This is a genomic window from Rhodanobacter sp. OR92, assembly GCF_000427545.1.
In the GTDB taxonomy this organism is placed as follows: Bacteria; Pseudomonadota; Gammaproteobacteria; order Xanthomonadales; family Rhodanobacteraceae; genus Rhodanobacter; species Rhodanobacter denitrificans.
Genome location: NZ_KE386558.1, coordinates 149,800 through 167,612 on the forward strand (window position 1 = coordinate 149,800; position 17,813 = coordinate 167,612).

Annotated in this window: 12 protein-coding genes; all 12 read right to left on the reverse strand. The window is 67.4% G+C overall.

What is annotated here, in order from left to right:
- Positions 1-72 precede the first annotated feature (72 nt).
- The 12 genes from RHOOR92_RS0116970 to RHOOR92_RS0117025 all read right to left on the reverse strand — a co-directional run bounded on the left by RHOOR92_RS0116970 (position 73) and on the right by RHOOR92_RS0117025 (position 17,739).
- Positions 73-1,905: a DUF885 family protein gene (locus RHOOR92_RS0116970; protein ID WP_027490789.1), complete on the reverse strand. Its 1,833-nt coding sequence runs from the start codon at positions 1,903-1,905 to the stop codon at positions 73-75.
- Between the two features lie 74 nt (positions 1,906-1,979).
- On the reverse strand, positions 1,980-3,194 hold the full coding sequence (locus RHOOR92_RS0116975; RefSeq protein WP_027490790.1) for an FtsX-like permease family protein: 1,215 nt from the start codon (positions 3,192-3,194) through the stop codon (positions 1,980-1,982).
- A gap of 77 nt (positions 3,195-3,271) precedes the next feature.
- Positions 3,272-4,594, reverse strand: coding sequence for an ABC transporter permease (locus tag RHOOR92_RS0116980; protein ID WP_007507117.1), 1,323 nt, complete (start codon positions 4,592-4,594; stop codon positions 3,272-3,274).
- Positions 4,595-4,739: 145 nt separating this feature from the next.
- Positions 4,740-5,972: an FtsX-like permease family protein gene (locus tag RHOOR92_RS0116985; RefSeq protein ID WP_007507119.1), complete on the reverse strand. Its 1,233-nt coding sequence runs from the start codon at positions 5,970-5,972 to the stop codon at positions 4,740-4,742.
- A 10-nt stretch (positions 5,973-5,982) separates the two neighbouring features.
- A complete protein-coding gene (locus RHOOR92_RS0116990) occupies positions 5,983-7,290 on the reverse strand; it encodes an ABC transporter permease (RefSeq protein ID WP_007507121.1) in 1,308 nt (435 codons plus the stop codon).
- A gap of 117 nt (positions 7,291-7,407) precedes the next feature.
- Positions 7,408-8,664 (reverse strand): ABC transporter permease, encoded by a 1,257-nt coding sequence (locus RHOOR92_RS0116995; protein ID WP_007507123.1) that lies wholly within the window; start codon positions 8,662-8,664, stop codon positions 7,408-7,410.
- 85 nt (positions 8,665-8,749) lie between these two features.
- Complete coding sequence (locus tag RHOOR92_RS0117000; RefSeq protein WP_027490791.1) at positions 8,750-10,063, reverse strand: ABC transporter permease; 1,314 nt, start codon at positions 10,061-10,063, stop codon at positions 8,750-8,752.
- Positions 10,064-10,198: 135 nt separating this feature from the next.
- The gene (locus tag RHOOR92_RS0117005; protein ID WP_007507127.1) at positions 10,199-11,440 is read right to left on the reverse strand and encodes an FtsX-like permease family protein; all 1,242 of its coding nucleotides are present in this window, start codon (positions 11,438-11,440) and stop codon (positions 10,199-10,201) included.
- A 10-nt stretch (positions 11,441-11,450) separates the two neighbouring features.
- On the reverse strand, positions 11,451-12,761 hold the full coding sequence (locus RHOOR92_RS0117010) for an ABC transporter permease (protein ID WP_027490792.1): 1,311 nt from the start codon (positions 12,759-12,761) through the stop codon (positions 11,451-11,453).
- A 103-nt stretch (positions 12,762-12,864) separates the two neighbouring features.
- Positions 12,865-13,581, reverse strand: a complete 717-nt coding sequence (locus tag RHOOR92_RS0117015) for an ABC transporter ATP-binding protein (protein ID WP_015446964.1) — start codon at positions 13,579-13,581, stop codon at positions 12,865-12,867.
- 177 nt (positions 13,582-13,758) lie between these two features.
- Positions 13,759-15,030, reverse strand: a complete 1,272-nt coding sequence (locus RHOOR92_RS0117020) for an efflux RND transporter periplasmic adaptor subunit (protein ID WP_015446963.1) — start codon at positions 15,028-15,030, stop codon at positions 13,759-13,761.
- Between the two features lie 267 nt (positions 15,031-15,297).
- Entirely contained in the window at positions 15,298-17,739 is a 2,442-nt protein-coding gene (locus tag RHOOR92_RS0117025) for a TonB-dependent receptor (RefSeq protein ID WP_027490793.1), read from the reverse strand.
- Positions 17,740-17,813 lie beyond the last annotated feature (74 nt).

Below are 17,813 nucleotides of genomic sequence, written 5' to 3' on the forward strand. Positions count from 1 at the left end.
TTTCTGCACATGCGGTCATGGATGCCGCTCCCTGCCGGAAGGTTGCCATGACTAACGGGCCATGGCGAGCGCTTATCCTGCCGCCACCGGCGCCGGGCGCGCCGGCGCCTTGCCGGCCTTCACCGCCGCGATCCAGGCATCCGTGCGTACCTCCAGCACGTCCAGCGGCAGCGCGCCGCCGCCAAGGATCTCGTCATGGAACGCGCGGATGTCGAAGCGGTCGCCCAGTTCCTGCTTCGCCCGCTCGCGCAGCGCGAGGATCTTCAACTGGCCCATCTTGTAGGCCAGCGCCTGGCCCGGCCAGGTGACATAGCGGTCGGTCTCGGCCTGGATGCTGGGCTCGTCCTCGCTGGAATGGGCGCGGAAGAAATCCACCATCTGCTGGCGCGTCCAGTGCTTGTAGTGCACGCCGGTGTCGAGCACGAGGCGATCGGCGCGCAGCAGCTCGTCGGCAAGGCGGCCGTAGTCGGAGAGCGGATCCTTGTAAAAGCCGATGTCCTTGCCCAGGCGTTCGGCGTACAGCGCCCAGCCCTCGATATAGGCGGTGTAGCCGGCCTGCTGGCGGAACGGCGGCAGCGCCGGCAGCGTCTGCGCGATCGAGATCTGCATGTGATGGCCGGGGATCGCCTCGTGATAGGCGGTCGACTCGATCGACAAGGTGGTGCGGTTCGCATAGTCGCCGGTGTTGACGTAGACCTGCCCCGGCCGCGAACCGTCCGGCGTGCCCTGGTGGTATTCGGCGCCGGGCGCCTCCTTCTCCCGATAGGCCTCCACCGGCAGTACCTCGACCCGGGTCTTCGGCAGCAGGCCGAACAGCTTCGGCAGCTGCGGCTGCATCTGCGCGATGAAGCCGCGATAACGGTTCAGGATGTCCTCGCGCGAGGTCGGATGCACGTTCGGATCCTTCCTCAGCGCCGCGCGGAAACTGGCCAGGTCCTTGTAGCCCTGGGCCTTCGCGATCGCGGTCATTTCCGCCTCGATGCGCTTGACCTCGGCCAGGCCCAGCTCGTGGATGTGCTGCGGGCTTTCCCGCGTGGTGGTCATCTGCTCCACCTGGTAGCGGTAGATCGCCTCGCCGTTCGGCAGCTGCCACACGCCGGGCTGGCTGCGCCCGTGCGGCGCGTAGTCCTTCGCCACGAACTGACCGAGCTTGCGGTAGGCCGGGCGTACCTCGTGGTCGATCGCGGCCACGATCGCCTCGCGCAGGCGCTGCCGGTCGGCCGGCGCCACGCTGGCCGGAAAATGCTTGAGCGGCTGGCCGAACGCGCTGTCCACGCCGGCCGGTTTGGCGATGCTGTCGATCTGCGTGACCACTTTCTCCAGCAGGTAGCGCGGCGGCATCATGCCGTCGCGCAGGCCCTGCCGCGCGACCGCGGTGACCTGGTCGAGCAGCTTCGGGATCGCATGCAGGCGCGCCAGGTAGTCCTCGTATTCCCTGGTGCTGTTGAACGGGATCGAGCTGACGAAGCCGGCCAGCTGCAGGTGCGCGCCGCTCATCTGCTCCAGCGGCATCTCGTTGAGTTTCAGATCGTAGGCGCGCAGGCCATCCTTCAGCTGGCGCACCATCAGTTGCTGGTTGAGCTTGTCGCTGTCGGGGAAGCCGCGGGTGTCGATCGCCTCGAAACGCCGCAGGAAGTCCTGGTTGACCTTGTATTCGGCCCTCGCGTGTTCGAGCGAGGCATCGCTCCAGCGGTCGTTGTAGCGCAGGTCGCCGAGGATGGTGGCGAACTCTGGCGCATTGCGCAGGGTGTGCTGCCACTGCTCGGCCAGCAGCGCGTTCAGCGCCTTCACCCGCGCGGCCACGTCGGCCGTCGCCACTTGCGCCGCCGGAGCTGCCGGGGCCGGCGAAGCGATGGCGGCCGGGCCGAGCAGGCTCGTGCAGATCAGCAGCGACAAGATCTTCATGGTCTCTTCTCCAGGTTGGTCATGGCGATTGTGGACGTCGCACCGGACTTTCTCCTGTGCCAGACAGCACGGCCTCACACCGACCGCGTCGCCACCACCGGCGGCACCGCCGCCGCGCGTAGCGCCGGGCCGAGCACGGCGAGCTGGCCCAGCGCCCACAGCGCCAGCGCGCTGATCGGCAGGTAGTACATCGGCAGCCGCGGCAATTCGTAGTGCTGCATCAGCACCACGTTCAGCACGAACGCCAGCGCCATGCCCAGCACAATGCCGCCGCTGACGATCAGGAAGTTCTCGGTCTGGAAGTAGCGCAGGATGTCGCCGCGGGTGGCGCCCAGCGCGCGGCGCACGCCGATCTGGCGGCGCCGCTGCTGCACCCAGAAGCTGGCCAGGCCGACGATGCCCAGTGCGGTGACCAGCAGCAGCGCAGCGATCACGCCGACCAGGATGCCGGCCATCACGCGGTCCTGCCGGAAGTAATTCTCACGCAGGCTGCCAATGGTCTGGCTTGCCTTGCTGTCCAGCACCGCATCGGGCGCGACGGTGGCGATCGCGGCACGGGCGTCGCGCAGCACCCGCGGCAACTGGGCTGGGTCGGCGCGCAGCAGGTAGACGGCTGCAAGGTTGGCGGCCGGCTGCGCGGGCACGTACACCGACCATTCGATCGTGCCCGGGCCGCCCTCACCGCCGTAGGGGCGCACCAAGTGCGCCAACACGCCGGCCACCCGAAAGTGGAATTTGCCGGTCCAGAACTCCTTGCCGAGCGGGTCGGCGCCCGGCCACAGGTGCTCGGCCAGCGCGCGGGTCACCCATACGACGGAGTCGTCCGGCACGAAGAAATCGACGGGCTTGTAGTCGTCGGCCTGCGGCAGCCGGCCGGCAACCACCCTCACGCCGAGCGCCTCGAAGCTGCCTCTGCCGCCGACATAGAAATCCACCACGCCGCCGAAGCGCTTGCCCTCCGGATCGGTGGTGATGCCAGCGGTGCCGGCGTGGTCGCCGAACGGCACCTGGTTGATTGCGCTCACCGACTGCACGCCGGGAAGCTTGGCTAGGCCGCTGAGCACGCGCGCGTTGAGGTCGACACCCCGCGCCGGGTCATAGCCGGTCAACTTCAGGGCGGCCAGGGCATTCTCGTCGACGCCGCTGTTCACCTGCGTTTGCTGCACGCGGCTGACGATCAGGAAGCAGGCGTTGCACAGCACCGCGCAGGCCAGCGCGATCTCCAGCGCGATCAACATGGTGGCGAGGCGATGCTTGCGCAGTGCGGCAAGGACGGGCTGAATCTGCATGATTAAGTGTCCGGGATCGAGTGCTCTTGTGACGAGTGCGGCCATGGATGGCCGCTTTCACGCGCAGGGATAGCGCACTAAAGCGTCTTCAGTTGCAGGCTGGGCGGCATGCGGCTGGCGCGCAGCGCTGGCAACACGCCGGCCAACAGGCTGGCGGCGATGGCCAGTGCGAAGGTAGTAAGGAACATCGTTGTATCCAGATGCACCAGGTCGGCGTACTCCACCGGCTGGCGGCGCACCAGCCACAGGCCGAACAGGGTCAGCAGCAGGCCGCCGACGCCGCCGAGCAGGCCGATCAGGCCGGCCTCGACCAGGCATTGTGCAAACACCGCCGCCCGGCTTGCACCCAACGCGCGGCGCACACCGATCTCGCCCGCCCGACGCAGGAACTTCGCCAGCAGCAGGCCCACCGTGTTGAACAGGCAGATCAGCAGGAAGGCGAGCGCAAGCCAGGTCTGCAGGCGTACATCGCTGGGCACCACCTGGTTGAAGTCGAGCCACCCCATCAGGCTGCGTAACTGCGTGTTGTCTGCATGCGCGAAGCGTCCCATCGCCTTCTGCTGCGCCGCGTAGCCAGCCACGAACCGGCGGTAGTCGGCGACCTTGGCAGCACTGTCCAACTGCGCCCACAACGCCACCCACACGCAAGGCGAGGTCTGCAGGTGCGCCGGATCGCCCGGCATGCTCCAGCAGGTGAACGGCTGGAAGCCACCGGCGTTGATCTCCAGCGAACTCTGGAAGGGAACGAAGACATCCTCGGGCCGGTTGTAGAAGCCAGCGGTGTCGCCGTTGGAGAAGCGCCCGCCCGCCACGGCGTAGAACTGCGGCGAGGGCCGCCACGGCGCCAGCACGCCGACGATGCGCACGTCCGAGTCCTTCAGCCGCAGCGTGCGCCCCACGCTGTCGGCGCCGTTGAACAACTTGTCGTTGAGATCCGAGGAGATCACCGCGACCCGTGCGCGGCTGTGATCATCCTGTGCGGTCCAGCCGCTGCCATAACGGAACGGCACATTGAACATCGGGAAGAAATCGCTGGTCGTGGACAGCATCTGCGCCATCAGCGGCGGCAGGTTCACTTGGGGCACGGTCAGCCGCAGCTGACTGCTGGTCACCATCGCCTCGCGATCGGCACGATGGGCACTCCACAGTTCCTGCGCGGAACGGTAATCCATCATGTCGTAGGGCTGGTGGTTGGGCGACGGGTCGGGGTCCGGATCCACCTGCGGATAGAACAACGTGCCGCTGCGCCCCGGCAGCGGATCGCCCGAGAGCAGATGCATCACCGTCAGCGTGGTCATGCTGGCGCCGATGCCCACCGCGATGGCCAGCACCATCAGTGCGGTGAGCACCTTGTTGCGCTTCAGGCTGCGCAGCGCGAGGTCGAGGTAGTAACCGAGCATCAAGTCTCTCCTGCAGATGGCAACATCGCCGCGCCCTTTGCAGGAGCCCGCTCGCGGGCGATGCTCCTGCTCTGATGCGCAGCGTGGATCGAACCAGAAGCATCGCCCGCAAGCAGGCTCCTGCGGTTGCGGGAGGCCTGATCCATCACACGCTCCGCGTCGCCACCACCGGCGGCACCGCCGCCGCACGCAGCGCCGGGCCCAGCACCGCCACCTGCCCGATCAGCCACAGCGTCACCGCGCCGATCGGGAAATAGATGGCCGGCAGCCGCGGCAATTCGTAGTGCAGCATCAGGAACAGGTTGATGCCGTAGGCCAGCAGCATGCCCAGCGCGATGCCGATGCTGGCGAGCAGGAAGTTCTCGGTCTGGAAGTAACGCAGGATGTCGGCGCGGGTGGCGCCCAGCGCGCGGCGCACGCCGATGGTGCGGCGCCGCTGCGCCACCCAGAAGCTGGCCAGGCCGACGATACCCAGCGCGGTCACCGTGAGCAGGGCCAGGATCACGCCGACCAGGACGCCGGCCATCGCACGGTCGTTGGCGAAGAATTTCTGGCGCAGTTCGTCGTAGCTGCGCTGCGTGGTCACCACCCGCTCCGGATCGGCCTTCTTCAGCGCGGCCACGGCGACCTTAAGCACGGTTGCGCGGTCCTGCGGACGGGTACGGATGACGTAGCTCTGGTCCTTGCCAGCGCCCATGAATAGCGGCAGGACGACCGAGTAATGCGCGGTGGCATCGTTGTAGGCGTTGGCGCGCACCAGGTCGGCCAGTACGCCGACCACCCGCACGCTCACCTGGTCGGTGACATAGATCGACTTGCCAAGCGGGTTCTGCCCCGGCCACAGCCGCTGCGCCAGCTCCTGCGTGATCACCGTGACCGCGGGCAAGCCCTTCGTGTTGCCGCTGGCCAGCGCCTTGACCACCAAGTCCGCGTTGGTGGTCTCGTCCGGCCGCAAGTTGCGACCCGCCACCAGCCGCGTGCCCATGGTCTGCGGAATGTCTTCGCCGAAGTAGGTGCCGACGCTGAGCGTGGGCGCGCGTTGCGCAGGGTCGAGCTTGATGCTGGCGTTCGATGAGGAACCTTGCAGCGGCAACTGGTTGGTCAGCGCCACCGCCTGCACGCCGGGCACCTGCTTCAGCACGGCGAGGTCCTCCCGCGCGCGCGCGTAGATGTCGGGCGTCGGTGCGATCTCGGCCAGCTGGACCTGCACCAGCGCGTGCTCGTCGATGCCGGTGGACATGCGCATGTGCTGCAGCCGGTGACCGATCATGAACACCGCGTTGCAGACGATCGCGCAGGTCAGCGCGATCTCCAGGATCAGCAAGGCCGCGGTGGTCTTGTGCCGTCGCAGCGTGGAAAGTATCGGTCGCAGTTCCATCGTCGTGCCCTCAATTGCTCTTGAGCTGGAGCGCGGGCGCCACCTGGCAGGCGCGCCAGGCAGGCAGCAGCCCGGCCAGCAGGCTCGCGCCCAGTGCCAGCAGGAAGGTGGTCAGCAGCATGGCGGGGTCGAGATGCGCCAGCGCGGCATAGTCGGAAGGCCGGTGCCGCACCACCCACAGGCCGAGCAAGGCCAGCAGCAGGCCGCCCACGCCGCCCACCAGGCCCACCACGCCCGACTCGATCAGCAACTGCGCGAACAGCGCGCGGCGCGAGGCACCCAGCGCGCGCCGCACGCTGAGCTCACTGGTGCGGCGCAGGAACTTCGCCAGCATCAGGCCCACCGTGTTGACCAGGCACACCAGCAGGAAGCCGAAGGCCAGCCCGGTCTGCAGGCGTACGTCGTCGGGCACCACCTGCTGGTAAGCCAGCCACTGCATCACGTTGCGCAGGCGAACGTTCGGTGCCTTCACAAAACGGCCCAGCGCCTCCTGCTGCTCCGAGTAATGGATCAGGAACTCCTTGTAGTCGGCCGCCTTGGCCGGCGTGTCCAGCTGCACCCAGAACTGCATCCACACGCAACTCGCCGACGGGTAGATGCTGCCCACGCCGCCGGTGCCGTTGCCCCAGCAGTCGGTGGAGCCGTTGTGGGCCACGCGCAGGTCCAGCGCCGTCTGCAGTGGGATGAACACCTGTTCGGCATAGCCGTAGGAACCGGTGTTGAGATCGTAGAAATGCGGACTGGGTGCCCAGTCGCCGAGCACACCAACGATGCGGAACAGGCTGCCGGCGATATGCAGGGTGCGCCCCACACTGTTGGCGCCACCGAACAGGCGCTCGTTGAGCTCGCTGCCGATCACCACGTCGCGTGCCTTCGCCACGTCGTCGGCCGCGTCCCAGCCGTGGCCGTAACGAAGCGGCGCGCCGAACATCGCGAAGAAATCCGCCGTGGTGTAGCGCGCCTCCACGTAGAACGGATCGATCGCGGCGGAATCCGGCTGGATCGGCACCGAGCCGCCCGTCATCAGTGCCTGGCGATCTGCCCGCCCGGCGTGCAGCAGGCCGAGGCCGTCGATCTCGGTAACCTGCTCCGGCGGTTCCTTGCCCGGCATGATGCCGCTGTTGTCGCGCGCATCGATCTGCGGGTAGTACAGCGTGTCGCTGCGCCCCGGCAGCGGGTCGCCAGACAGCACGTGCAGCACGGTCAGCGTGGTCATGCTGGCGCCGATTCCCAGCGCGATCGCCAGCACCATCAGCGCGGTGAGTGCCCTGTTGCGTTTCAGGCTGCGCAAGGCCAGGTCGAGGTAGTAGGTGAACATCGGTACCACTCCGTGAGGATCCATCACTTCCGCGACCGCGGGAACGCACGCCATACGCAATGCTTTTCATGCCGAGAGCGATCGCGTACAGAGTGCGCTCCAGCGGGTATTTGCCCGTCACGCCGCCCGCGTCGCTTCCACCGGCGGCACGTTGGACGCACGCCGGGCCGGCACGAACACCGCCCCCTGCCCGATCGCCAGCATCGCCAGCACGCCGGTCAGCACGTAAAGCAGCGGGATACGGCTCATCTCGTAGTGGCTCATCAGCCACAGGTTCAGGCCTACCGCCAGCAGCACGCCGACCACCACGCCGGCACCGGCGATCAGCAGGTTCTCGATCTGGAAATAACGCAGGATGTCGATCTTGCGCGCGCCCAGCGCGCGGCGCACGCCGATCTGCCGGTGGCGCTGGCCGACCCAGAAGCTGGTCAGGCCGACGATGCCGGCGGCGGTGACGCAGAGCAGGATCAGCGCCACCACGCCCATCAGGACCGCCATGCCGCGGTCGGCCTGGTAGGCCTTGGCGCGGATCTCGTCGAACGGTTTGACGCTGTCGTCGTCAAGCACGCGCAGCGGGTTCACCTTGTACAGCGTCGGCGCCACCACGCGCATCGCCGCATCCAGCCGGCCCGGCTTGGTGCGCACCGCGTAGCGCGCGAAGTTCGCGTCCAGCCGGGTCGGGATCAGCGTCGAATGCCACACGAACTCGTTGCCCCAGCTGCCGCTGGCGGGGATCTGCAGGCGCTCCACCACGCCGACCACGGTGGTGGGTGCGCTGCTGCCGTCGGTGTACATCACCTTGCCGACCGCGCTGCCCTGCGGGAACAACTTGTCCGCCAGCTGTTTGGTGATGATGGCGACCGGGCGCTCGCGCTGGTCGCGGAAGCCCTGATGCTGCACGTCGCCGGCCGTGAAGGCGCGGCCGGCCACCAGGCGCAGCCCCAGCGTGGACAGCGCCTGCTCATCGGTGAAGTAGTACGCCGTGCGGGTATTGCCCTTGCCGCCCAGCTGGGCGCCCGGCTTGAGCGACACCGAGCCGGTCCAGGAGGAGTTGAGCAGCGGTATCGAGTTGATCGGCGCCACCGAAGTCACGTCCGGCAGCTGGCGCAGCGCGGCAAGATCCTCACGCTGCATCGCGTCGAGTTTCTCCACGCCTTCGGTCGTGTCGGCGCTGGGCGCGCCCACCCATTGCTGGCTGACCAGGAACAGGTTGCTCTCGTCCAGCCCGGTGGGCCGGTTCACCCGCTCGATGCGCTGGCCGATGATGAACACGGCGTTGCAGACGATCGCCAGGGTCAGCGCGATCTGCAGCGCGATCAGCACGGTGCCGGCCTTGTGCTTGCGCAGCGCGGCGAGGATGGGATGCAGTTTCATGAGGTTTCCTTTCGCTATCCAAGGGACCGGCTTTTCCTGAGAAGTGCGGCCATGGATGGCCGCTTTCCTGCGCAGGGACAGCGCACTAGTTGCTTTTGAGCTGCCACGCGGGCTGTACGCGCGAGGCACGGAAAGTGGGATACAGGCCGGCCAGCATGGTGGCGACCACCGCCACCAGCAGGGTGAGCAGCAGCAGCGACACGTCCACCCGCGCCAGCGCGGCGATGTCCCTGGGCAGCACCCAGCCCACGCTGGCCACGCCGACCCCGGTGAGCAGCAGGCCCAGCACGCCGCCGGCCAGGCCGACGATGCCGGCCTCGGTGATGAACTGCGCGTAGATCGCCGCACGCGGCGCGCCCAACGCGCGACGCACGCCGATCTCGCTGCTGCGGCGCAGGAACTTCGCCAGCAGCAGGCCCACCGTGTTCACCAGGCATACCAGCAGCAGGCCCAGCGCCACCAGCAGCGAGACCTTGGTGTCGCTGGGTACCACATGCTGGTTGTCCAGCCACGAGCGCAGGTCGCGCAGGCGGCCGTTCGGCGCCCAGGCGAAGCGCCCGGCCCGCTGCTGGTCGCGCGCGTAGCCCTCGAGGTAATCGCGGTAGGCGGCCTCCGCTCCGGCGTCCAGCTCGGCCATGAAGGCGATCCACACGCACTCCGAATGCTGCAGGCCGACGAAGCCCGACTCCTTCGGCACCGCGTTGCAGTTGGTGTTGCCGTCGTTCGACAGGCCCGCCTGGATGGCGGTGAGGAACGGCAGGAACACGTCGTCGCCGTTGACGGAGAAGCCGCCGGTATTGACCACGTCGTAGAAGCGCGGCTGCGGGTTCCACTCGTCGAGCACGCCGACCACGCGGTAATCCTTGCCCTCGATGTTGACCGTCTTGCCCACGCTGCTGGCGCCGCCGAACAGCTTCTGGTTGAGCTTGCTGCTGATCACCACCACTGGCGCACGGCCCTGGTCGTCGCTCGCGCTCCAGCCGCTGCCGTACTTGAACGGTACGTCCAGCATCGGGAAGAACTCGCTGTAGACCGCGTGGCCGCTGACGTTGAGCGGATGCTTGCCGGCCTGCGCCGGCACCACCGACGGCGAGATCTGGTACATCGCCGACTGCCGCTTGGCGCGATGGTCGCGCATCAGCGCCATCGCGTCGGCGTAGTCCATCGCGTTCGGCGGCTCGCCGTCGGAGCTGCGCCCGTTCGGCCCCCAGTTGTCGATCTGCGGCACGAACAGCCGCGACGACTTCCACGGGATCGGGTCGCCCGACACCGCGCGGAACACCGACCAGCTGGTCATCGACGCGGCCACGCCGAAGCCGATCGCCAGCACCATCAGCGCGGTCAGGCCGGGACTGCGCCTCAGGCTGCGCAAGGCCAATTCGAGGTAGTAGCTGAACATTCCAAATGCTCCAGGTTTTGTCTCCTCCCCCTGCAGAGCAGGGGGAGGTCGGGAGGGGGTAAAGCTTTTGACGTCAAGATCAAAAGCACCCCTCCCCAGCCCTCCCCTGCTTTGCAGGGGAGGGAGAAAAGAACGTCACACCGAACGCGTCGCCTCCACCGGCGACACGCGCGAGGCGCGCAGCGCCGGCGCGAGCACCGCCGCCTGGCCGAGCAACAGCAACACCACCACGCCGATGCCCACGTAGGCCATCGACATGTGGCTCATCTCGAAACGGGTCACCGTCCACAGGTTGAAGGCGATCGCCAGCACGGCGCCCAGCAGCACGCCGGTCGCACTGATCAGGAAGTTCTCGGTGAGGAAGTAGGCGAGGATGTCGCGCTGCCTGGCGCCCAACGCGCGGCGCACGCCGATCTGCTTGCGCCGCTGGCCGACCCAGAAGCTGGTGAGGCCGACGATGCCCGCGGCGGTGATCGCCAGCAGCACGGCGCAGATGATGCCCATCAGGATCGCCATGCCGCGGTCGCGGTCGTACACCTTGTGGCGGATGGCGGCGTAGTCCTGAACGCCATCCTTGGGGTCGATGATGCGCAGGCGGCTTTGCGCGTACAGCGCCTTGGGCGCCTCGCGCATGGCGTCGGCAAGCCGGCCGGGCTTGGCGCGCACGATGTAGTAGACGCCGCGCGCATCATCCGCCCGCAACGGCCAGAGCAGCGCCTGCCCGGCGTAGCCGTTGCTCCACTGGTCCACGCCCTGCCGGTGCAGCGGATCGACGATGCCGACGATGGTGCTTGGCGTGGCGCCCATCGCGTAGAAGCTCTTGCCCAGCGCATTGCCATTCGGGAACAGGCGGTCGGCCAGCGCCTTGCTCACGATCGCCGTCGGCGGCGTGATGGCCTGCTGGGTGCCCATCACCATCACCTCGTCGGGGCGGAAGTTGCGTCCCGCGACGAGCCTCAGGCCCAGCGCGTCGATGAAGTGTTCGTCGCCGGTGTATACCGCCGCATCCGTGGTCGGCTTGACCTGTTCGGGCGTCATGGTGATGAAGTTGTCCCAGCCGCCGCCCCGCAGCGGGTAACCGCTGGCGGGCGTGGCGTCGCGCACGGCGGGCAGCTGGCGCAGGGCGAGCAGGTCGGCGCGCACCTGCACGTCGATGCGCTCGGTTGGCTGGCCGAGGTCGGCCCACATGTTGGCGATGACGAACACGTTGGCCTCGTCCACGCCACTGGTTGCGGACAGGTTGGCCAGTCGCTGGTGGATGATGAACAGCGCGTTGCAGACGATGGCCAGGGTCAGCGCGATCTGCAGCGCGATCAGCAAGGTGCCCGCCTTGTGCCGGCGCAACGCGGTGATGACAGGCCTGATCTGGATATGCATGGCGTTCTCCTCAGCTCGACTTCAACTGCCAGGCGGGTTGCACGTGCGCCGCGCGCCACGCCGGGTAGAACGCCGCCAGCACGGTGGCGAGAATCGCCACGGCGAAGGTCAGGCCCACCAGCGAGACGTCGAGCCGCGCCAGCCTGGCGATCTCCGGCTGGAACAGGATGCCCACGCCGGACACGCCCAGCGCGGTGAGCAGCAGGCCGAGCACGCCGCCGGCCAGGCCCACCGTGCCGGCCTCGACCAGGTACTGCGCGTAGATCTCGCCCCGCGTCGCGCCCAGGGCGCGGCGCACGCCGATCTCGCCGGCGCGACGCATGAACTTCGCCAGCAGCAGGCCGATGGTGTTGACCAGGCAGATCAGGAAGAAGCCCAGCGCCACCGCCAGCGCGATGCGGCTTTCCGGCGGCACCACGTGCTCCTGGTCGAGCCATTGCACCACGTCGCGCAGACGCACGTTGGCGGCCCAGCCGAAGCGGCCCGCGCGCTGCTGGTCCGCGGCGTAGTTGGCGAGGAAGCTCTTGTAGCCGGCGACTTCGGCCGGGCTGTCCAGCTCCACCCACGGCGTGACCCACACGCAGTTGCTTTGCAGATAGCCTTGCCAGCTCGTGTAGGTGATCGAGCCGCGGCAACTGTTGCGGCCGCCCGTACGCATCTGCAGGTCCAGCGCACGGTTGAACACCATGTAGATGCCCGGCTCGTCGGCAAAGCCGCTGGTGCTGAACAGGTCGTAGAAACGTGGACGCGGGTTCCAGTGGCTGGCGACGCCCACGATACGGTAATCATGGCCGCCCAGGCCGAGCGTGCGCCCCACGCTGTCGGCGCCACCGAACAGCTTCTGGTTGAGCTCGCTGCTGATGACCACGTCGCTGGCCCGCGCGTCGTCGTCCCGCACGCTCCAGCCGCTGCCGTAGCGGAACGGCACCTCGAACATGCTGAAGAAATCGGCGGTGACGGCGTAGCCGTTGACGTTCAAGGGGAGATCGCGTTGGCCGCCCGGCATCACCGACAGCTGCACCGGATACAGCAGGGTCTGCCGCTTTGCCTGGTGCGCCTGCATCAACGCGATCGCGTCGGTATAGGCCAACGCTTCCGCCGGCTCGCCGTCGAGATTCTGCTGCGGCCCCCAGCCGTCGACCTGCGGCGTGAACAGCTGCGCGGACTTGCCCGGAATCGGGTTGCCCGACACGGCGCGGAACACCGACCAGGTGATCATCGACGCCGCCACGCCAAAGCCGATCGCCATCACCATCAGCGCGGTCAGCGCCGGATTGCGGCGCAAGCTGAGCAGGCCAAGTTGGAAGTAGTAGGCGAGCATGTTCTGGTTCCGGTGATGCGGGATGCAGGATTCGGAAAAGGTGGCGGTCGCGCGGGTTCGTGCCTCGGCCGGTCACCCGTTCCGAATCCCGGATCCCCGCCACTCAGCCATGGGCTTCTTCGGCGGCGTGCACGGTGTGGAAGCGCGGATCCTCGGACAGGTCCACCACCTGGCCGTCGATGATGTGCACGTTGCGCTGGGCGCGCGCAGCCAGCTCCGGGTCGTGCGTGACCATCACGATGGTGGCGCCTTCGCGGTGGATGTCCTCCAGCAGCTCCATCACGCCGCGCGCCATCTGGGTGTCCAGGTTGCCGGTCGGTTCGTCCGCCAGCAGCAGGCGCGGCGAGCCGGCCAGCGCGCGGGCGATCGCCACGCGCTGCTGCTGGCCGCCGGAGAGTTCGGCCGGGTAGTGCTTGGCGCGCGAGGCCAGGCCGACGCGCTCCAGCGAGTCCATGATGCGCTGCTTGCGCTCGGCCGCCTTCATGCCGCGGTAGCGCAGCGGCACCTCGATGTTGTCGAACACGTTGAGGTCGGGGATCAGGTTGAACGCCTGGAAGATGAAGCCGATCTTCTCGTTGCGGATCTTCGAGCGGGCGTTGTCGTTGAGGTTGCTCACCTCGATGCCGTCCAGGTGGTACTCGCCGCCCGAGAAAGTTTCCAGCAAGCCGGCGATGGTCAGGAAGGTGGTCTTGCCGGAGCCGGACGGGCCGGTGACGGCGACGAACTCGCCTTCCTTCACATCGATGTTGAAATCGCGCAGCGCATAGGTCTCCACCACTTCGGTGCGGTAGACCTTGGACAGGTGGGTCATCTTCAGCATGGTTGCGTCCTTTGGTGGTGGTGATCTTGAGCCCCTCTCCCATCGGCGACCGAAGGAAGTCCCCTTGTGGGAGAGAGGGGTTGGGGAGAGGGTTCGGTTATCGCGAGAAAGTCTGCGCAAGCCCCGTACCCTCATCCGCCCTTCGGGCACCTTCTCCCGGGGGGAGAAGGAAGTTCGTCAATTGCTGATCGCGACCGTGGCCGCGCCCTTGAAGCTGTCGGTGCCGGAGATCACGATGCGGTCGCCTTCCTTCAGGCCGTCGAGGATCTCCACCTTGTCGATGCTGGAGACGCCGACGCGGATCGGGGTCTTGCTGGCGATGCCGTCCTTCACGAGGTAGGCGTAGCTGCCGCCGGATTCGTCGACGAAGGAGCCGCGCTGCACGGTCAGCACGTTGTCGCGCTTGTCCAGCAGCACGCGCACCGACAGGCGCTGGTTCTGCCGCAGCTGCTTCGGCGTGTCGCCCTCGAAGCGCAGCCGCGCGGCAACCTGGCCGTTGACCACTTCCGGCGAGATCGCGCTGACCAGGCCCTTCCAGGTGTGGCCGTTGCCGCTGATCTCGCCGGCCATGCCGATGCCGAGGTCGCGGGCGAAGCTTTCCGGCACCTGCATCTCCACCTGCAGCGCGGACAGGTCGATCACGCTGAGCAGCTGCGCGTCCTTGGCCACGGTGGCGCGCTCGGCGATGAACAGCTGGCCGACCTGGCCGTCCACCGGCGACTTCACGTTGAGGTCGTCGACCTGGCGCTGCAGGTCCTTGACCAGCAGCAGCTGGCGCTCGTGCGCGAGCTTCTTCGACTGGATGTCGAAGTTGAGGCTGTCGTTGTCCAGGCCGAGGTTGGCCCTGGCATGCGTGGTGGCGATCTTCGCCTTGTCCAGCGCGTCCTTGGCCTTGTCCACGTCCATGTTGGACACCGCGCCCTTGGCGAACGCCTTCTGGTAGCGGTCGAGGTTGCGCTCGGCGGTGGTCTGGTCGATGACGGCGTTGTCGTAGGTTTCCTGCAGCGCGGAACGCTGCTTGCGCGCATCGATCTGCGCGCGCCGGTATTCCACTTCCATCGCGTCGGCGTTGCTCTGTTCCTGCGCCAGCTTGTTGGTGAGCTCCGGGCTGACGATGGTGGCCAGCACCTGGCCCACCTTCACCGTATCGCCGGCATGCACCTTCAGCGTCACCGCGCCGCCGGAGGTGGCGTACAGGGTGGGGCTGACCGCCGCCACCACCTTGCCCTCGGCGGCGATGTCGCGCACGAACGGGCCGCGCTCGACGGTGGCGAAGGCCAGCCGCGAACTGCTGACCGAGGCGGACGCCGAGAACAGCCGGCCGACGCCAGGCGCCAGCCAGGCCAGCAATGCCAGCACGAGCGCACCGGCGCCGAGCAGGATCAGCTGGCGCTTGCGGTTGGGTTTGACTTCGACCAGTCGGTCCTGTGCGGAAGTGTCGCGGATCATCGATGCCGTTCCTGACCGCGTACAGCGCGGTTGCACAGCGGTCGTTGCAATCCACGTGCCACTCGGCCACGGCGCCGCAAACGCTTGTCCTGCAACGGCTTGATCGGTTCCGACGGCGCCGCCGGAGTGTCCGCGGACACCGCACGGACAACCGGACGAACACGCGCCGGCCAGCCGCGGACGCCGCCCTGAAACGCGAAAGGCCCCGGTTCGCACCGGGGCCTTTCGCGGACATCCATGCGCCGTGCGGGCGGGCAGCTCGCCGGCCTAGAACTCCTGCGTGAAGCGCAAGCCGATGGTGCGCGGCTGGTTGGTGACGGTGTACACCTGCCCGTTGGGATACTGCGCCACCACGCCGTGGGCAGCGCAAACCGCCTCGGCGCACTCGGCGTACTTGTAGAGTTGCGCGCGCTTGTCGAACAGGTTGTTGATGTACATGTCCACCGTCCAGCCGCCCTTGTGGAAGCCGGCGGAGACATCCATGGTCGTGTACGCGGCCAGGTTGCCGGTCAGGCCGTTCTCGAGCAGGCGCAGGTCCGACTTGCGCTCGCCCACATGCACCACCGCACCTTGCAGGTAGGCCTCGTTTTCACCGAGGTCGAAGGTGTAGCGCGCCACCAGGTTGCCCTTGAACTTCGGCGTCACCGGCAACTGGGTGCCCTTCGGCGCCAGCTCCGCACCGGGGCAATCGGTGACCGGCGTGCCGTTGGCGTCGGTGAAGCCGCAGTAGGTCGCGGTCAGCTTGGCATCGTAGAAGGCGGCGCCGGCACTGAGTTGCAGGTTGTAGGTGGCGGCCCAGTTCAACTCCGTTTCCAGGCCCCGGATGCGCGCCTGGTTGGCGTTCTTGATCTCGGTCAGGCCGTTGGCGCCGAGGATGCTGAACTGGAAGTCCTTCCAGTCCTGCTGGAACACCGAGCCGTTGAACGACAACCGGTTGTCGAGCCAGGTGGTCTTCCAGCCGAACTCGTAGTTGGTCAGGTAGTCCGACTTGTACGGCGGCAGCGAGCCGCGGCGGTTCAGGCCGCCGGGACGATAGCCCTCGGACCGCGTGACATAGACCATCTTGGTCGGCGTGATGTTCCAGGTCAGGTTGACCTTGCCGAGCGAGCCGGTTTCCTTCACGTTCTTGTCGAAGTCCAGGCACGGTGCGCCGCGGTACGGCTGTGGCGAGATGCAGCCGGCCACGCCGTAGCTGGAGCCGGGAAAGTAGCCGGCGCTGAAACCGTAGAAGCCGCCCAGGCTGTTGTTGGCGCGGAAGTAGCGCCCGCCGATGGTGCCGGTGAGCGTGTCGGGGATGAAGTCGTAGGACAGTTCGCCGAACACTGCCTCGTCGCGATCGGTGCGCACCTGTTCGGTCAGCCAGATGGTGTTCGGCCAGCCCGGCACGGTGAGCGAGTCCGCGAACCCGTTGATCATGTAGCGCTGTTCGATGTCGTGCACCGAGCGTTCCCAGAACACGCCGCCGACCACGCGCAGGCGATCCTCCTTCGGCGACGCCAGGCGCAGCTCATGGCTGTCCATGGCGTAACGGTCCTTGCCGATGATGTACTGCGACGGATTGATCAGCGCGCCGTTGTTGTCGGAGATGTAGTTGCCGTACGCGTAGGGCAGCTGGTCGTACCAGAACGAATAGTCGCTGTAGTCGTTGTGCTCGACCTGGATCCGCTTGAGGTGCGCATACGCATAGGTCAGGTCGAAGTTGCCGATCTTGCCCTGCAGCGTCAGCGCCGCCTGCCACCAGCGGTCGGAAGTGCGCTCCGGGTAGAAGTGGGTCACGGCGAGGTCGCCGATCGCCGGATCGGTGGCCATGTTGCCGTGCGCCACCGTGTTCTGCCCCATCAACGTCCCGTTGATCGACCAGTCGTCATTCAGGTCGACCTTCAGCGCCGCGCGTGCACCGTCGATGTCGTTGCCGTTGTAGTTCTTCTTGGCCGCGGGCATGCAGACCAGCAGGCTCGACGCCGTGCAGTTCCTGGCGTTGCTGACGGTGATGCCGGATACCGGGAAAGTGCGCGTGCCTTCCTTGTTGTCGATATAGCCGGCGTCATGCTCATGCCAGCCGACGAGGCGGATCGCTGCGTTTTTCGAGATCGGCAGGTTGACCATCCCCTCGACCACGTGCCCGATGCCGCCGTGGGCGACCGAGTCGATGCCGGCGCTGTAGCTGGCGGCGAAGCCGCTGGCGTCGGGCTTGTTGGTGATGATGCGCAAGGCGCCGGACTGCGCGCTGGCGCCGTACAGGGTGCCCTGCGGCCCGGCCAGCACCTCGACACGGGCGATGTCGTACATGTGGATGTCGAGCGGACCGGTGACCGTGGTGACCGGCTGCTCGTCGAGGTACACGCCGACGCTCGGCCGCGAACCGGAATGGTTGCCGTCACCGCCGCTGGCCACGCCACGCATGTAGATCTCGGAAAAACCCGGGCCTGCGCTCTGGTAGGACACGCTGGGCAGGTACTTCACGTAGTCGTCGAAGTTGGCGATGTGCAGCTGGTCGATCTTCTCCGAGCCCAGCACCTGGATGCTGATCGGCACCTTCTGCAGGTTCTCGGTACGCTTTTGCGCAGTCACGGTCACCGTGCTCAGCGTCGCCACCTTCTGTCCCGCGGCCGGCGCCTGGGCCGGCGGCTGGGTCTGGCCGGCGTCCTGCGCGAACGCCGCCGAGCTCATGGCGAAGCAGATCGCCGCGGCGAGCGGCAGGCGGTTCAAGCTCGTCCGCCGTGTTGGTGCTGGTTGTCTACCCCTAATCCTGTACATTGGCTCCCCTCTCTAAGTGTTGATGA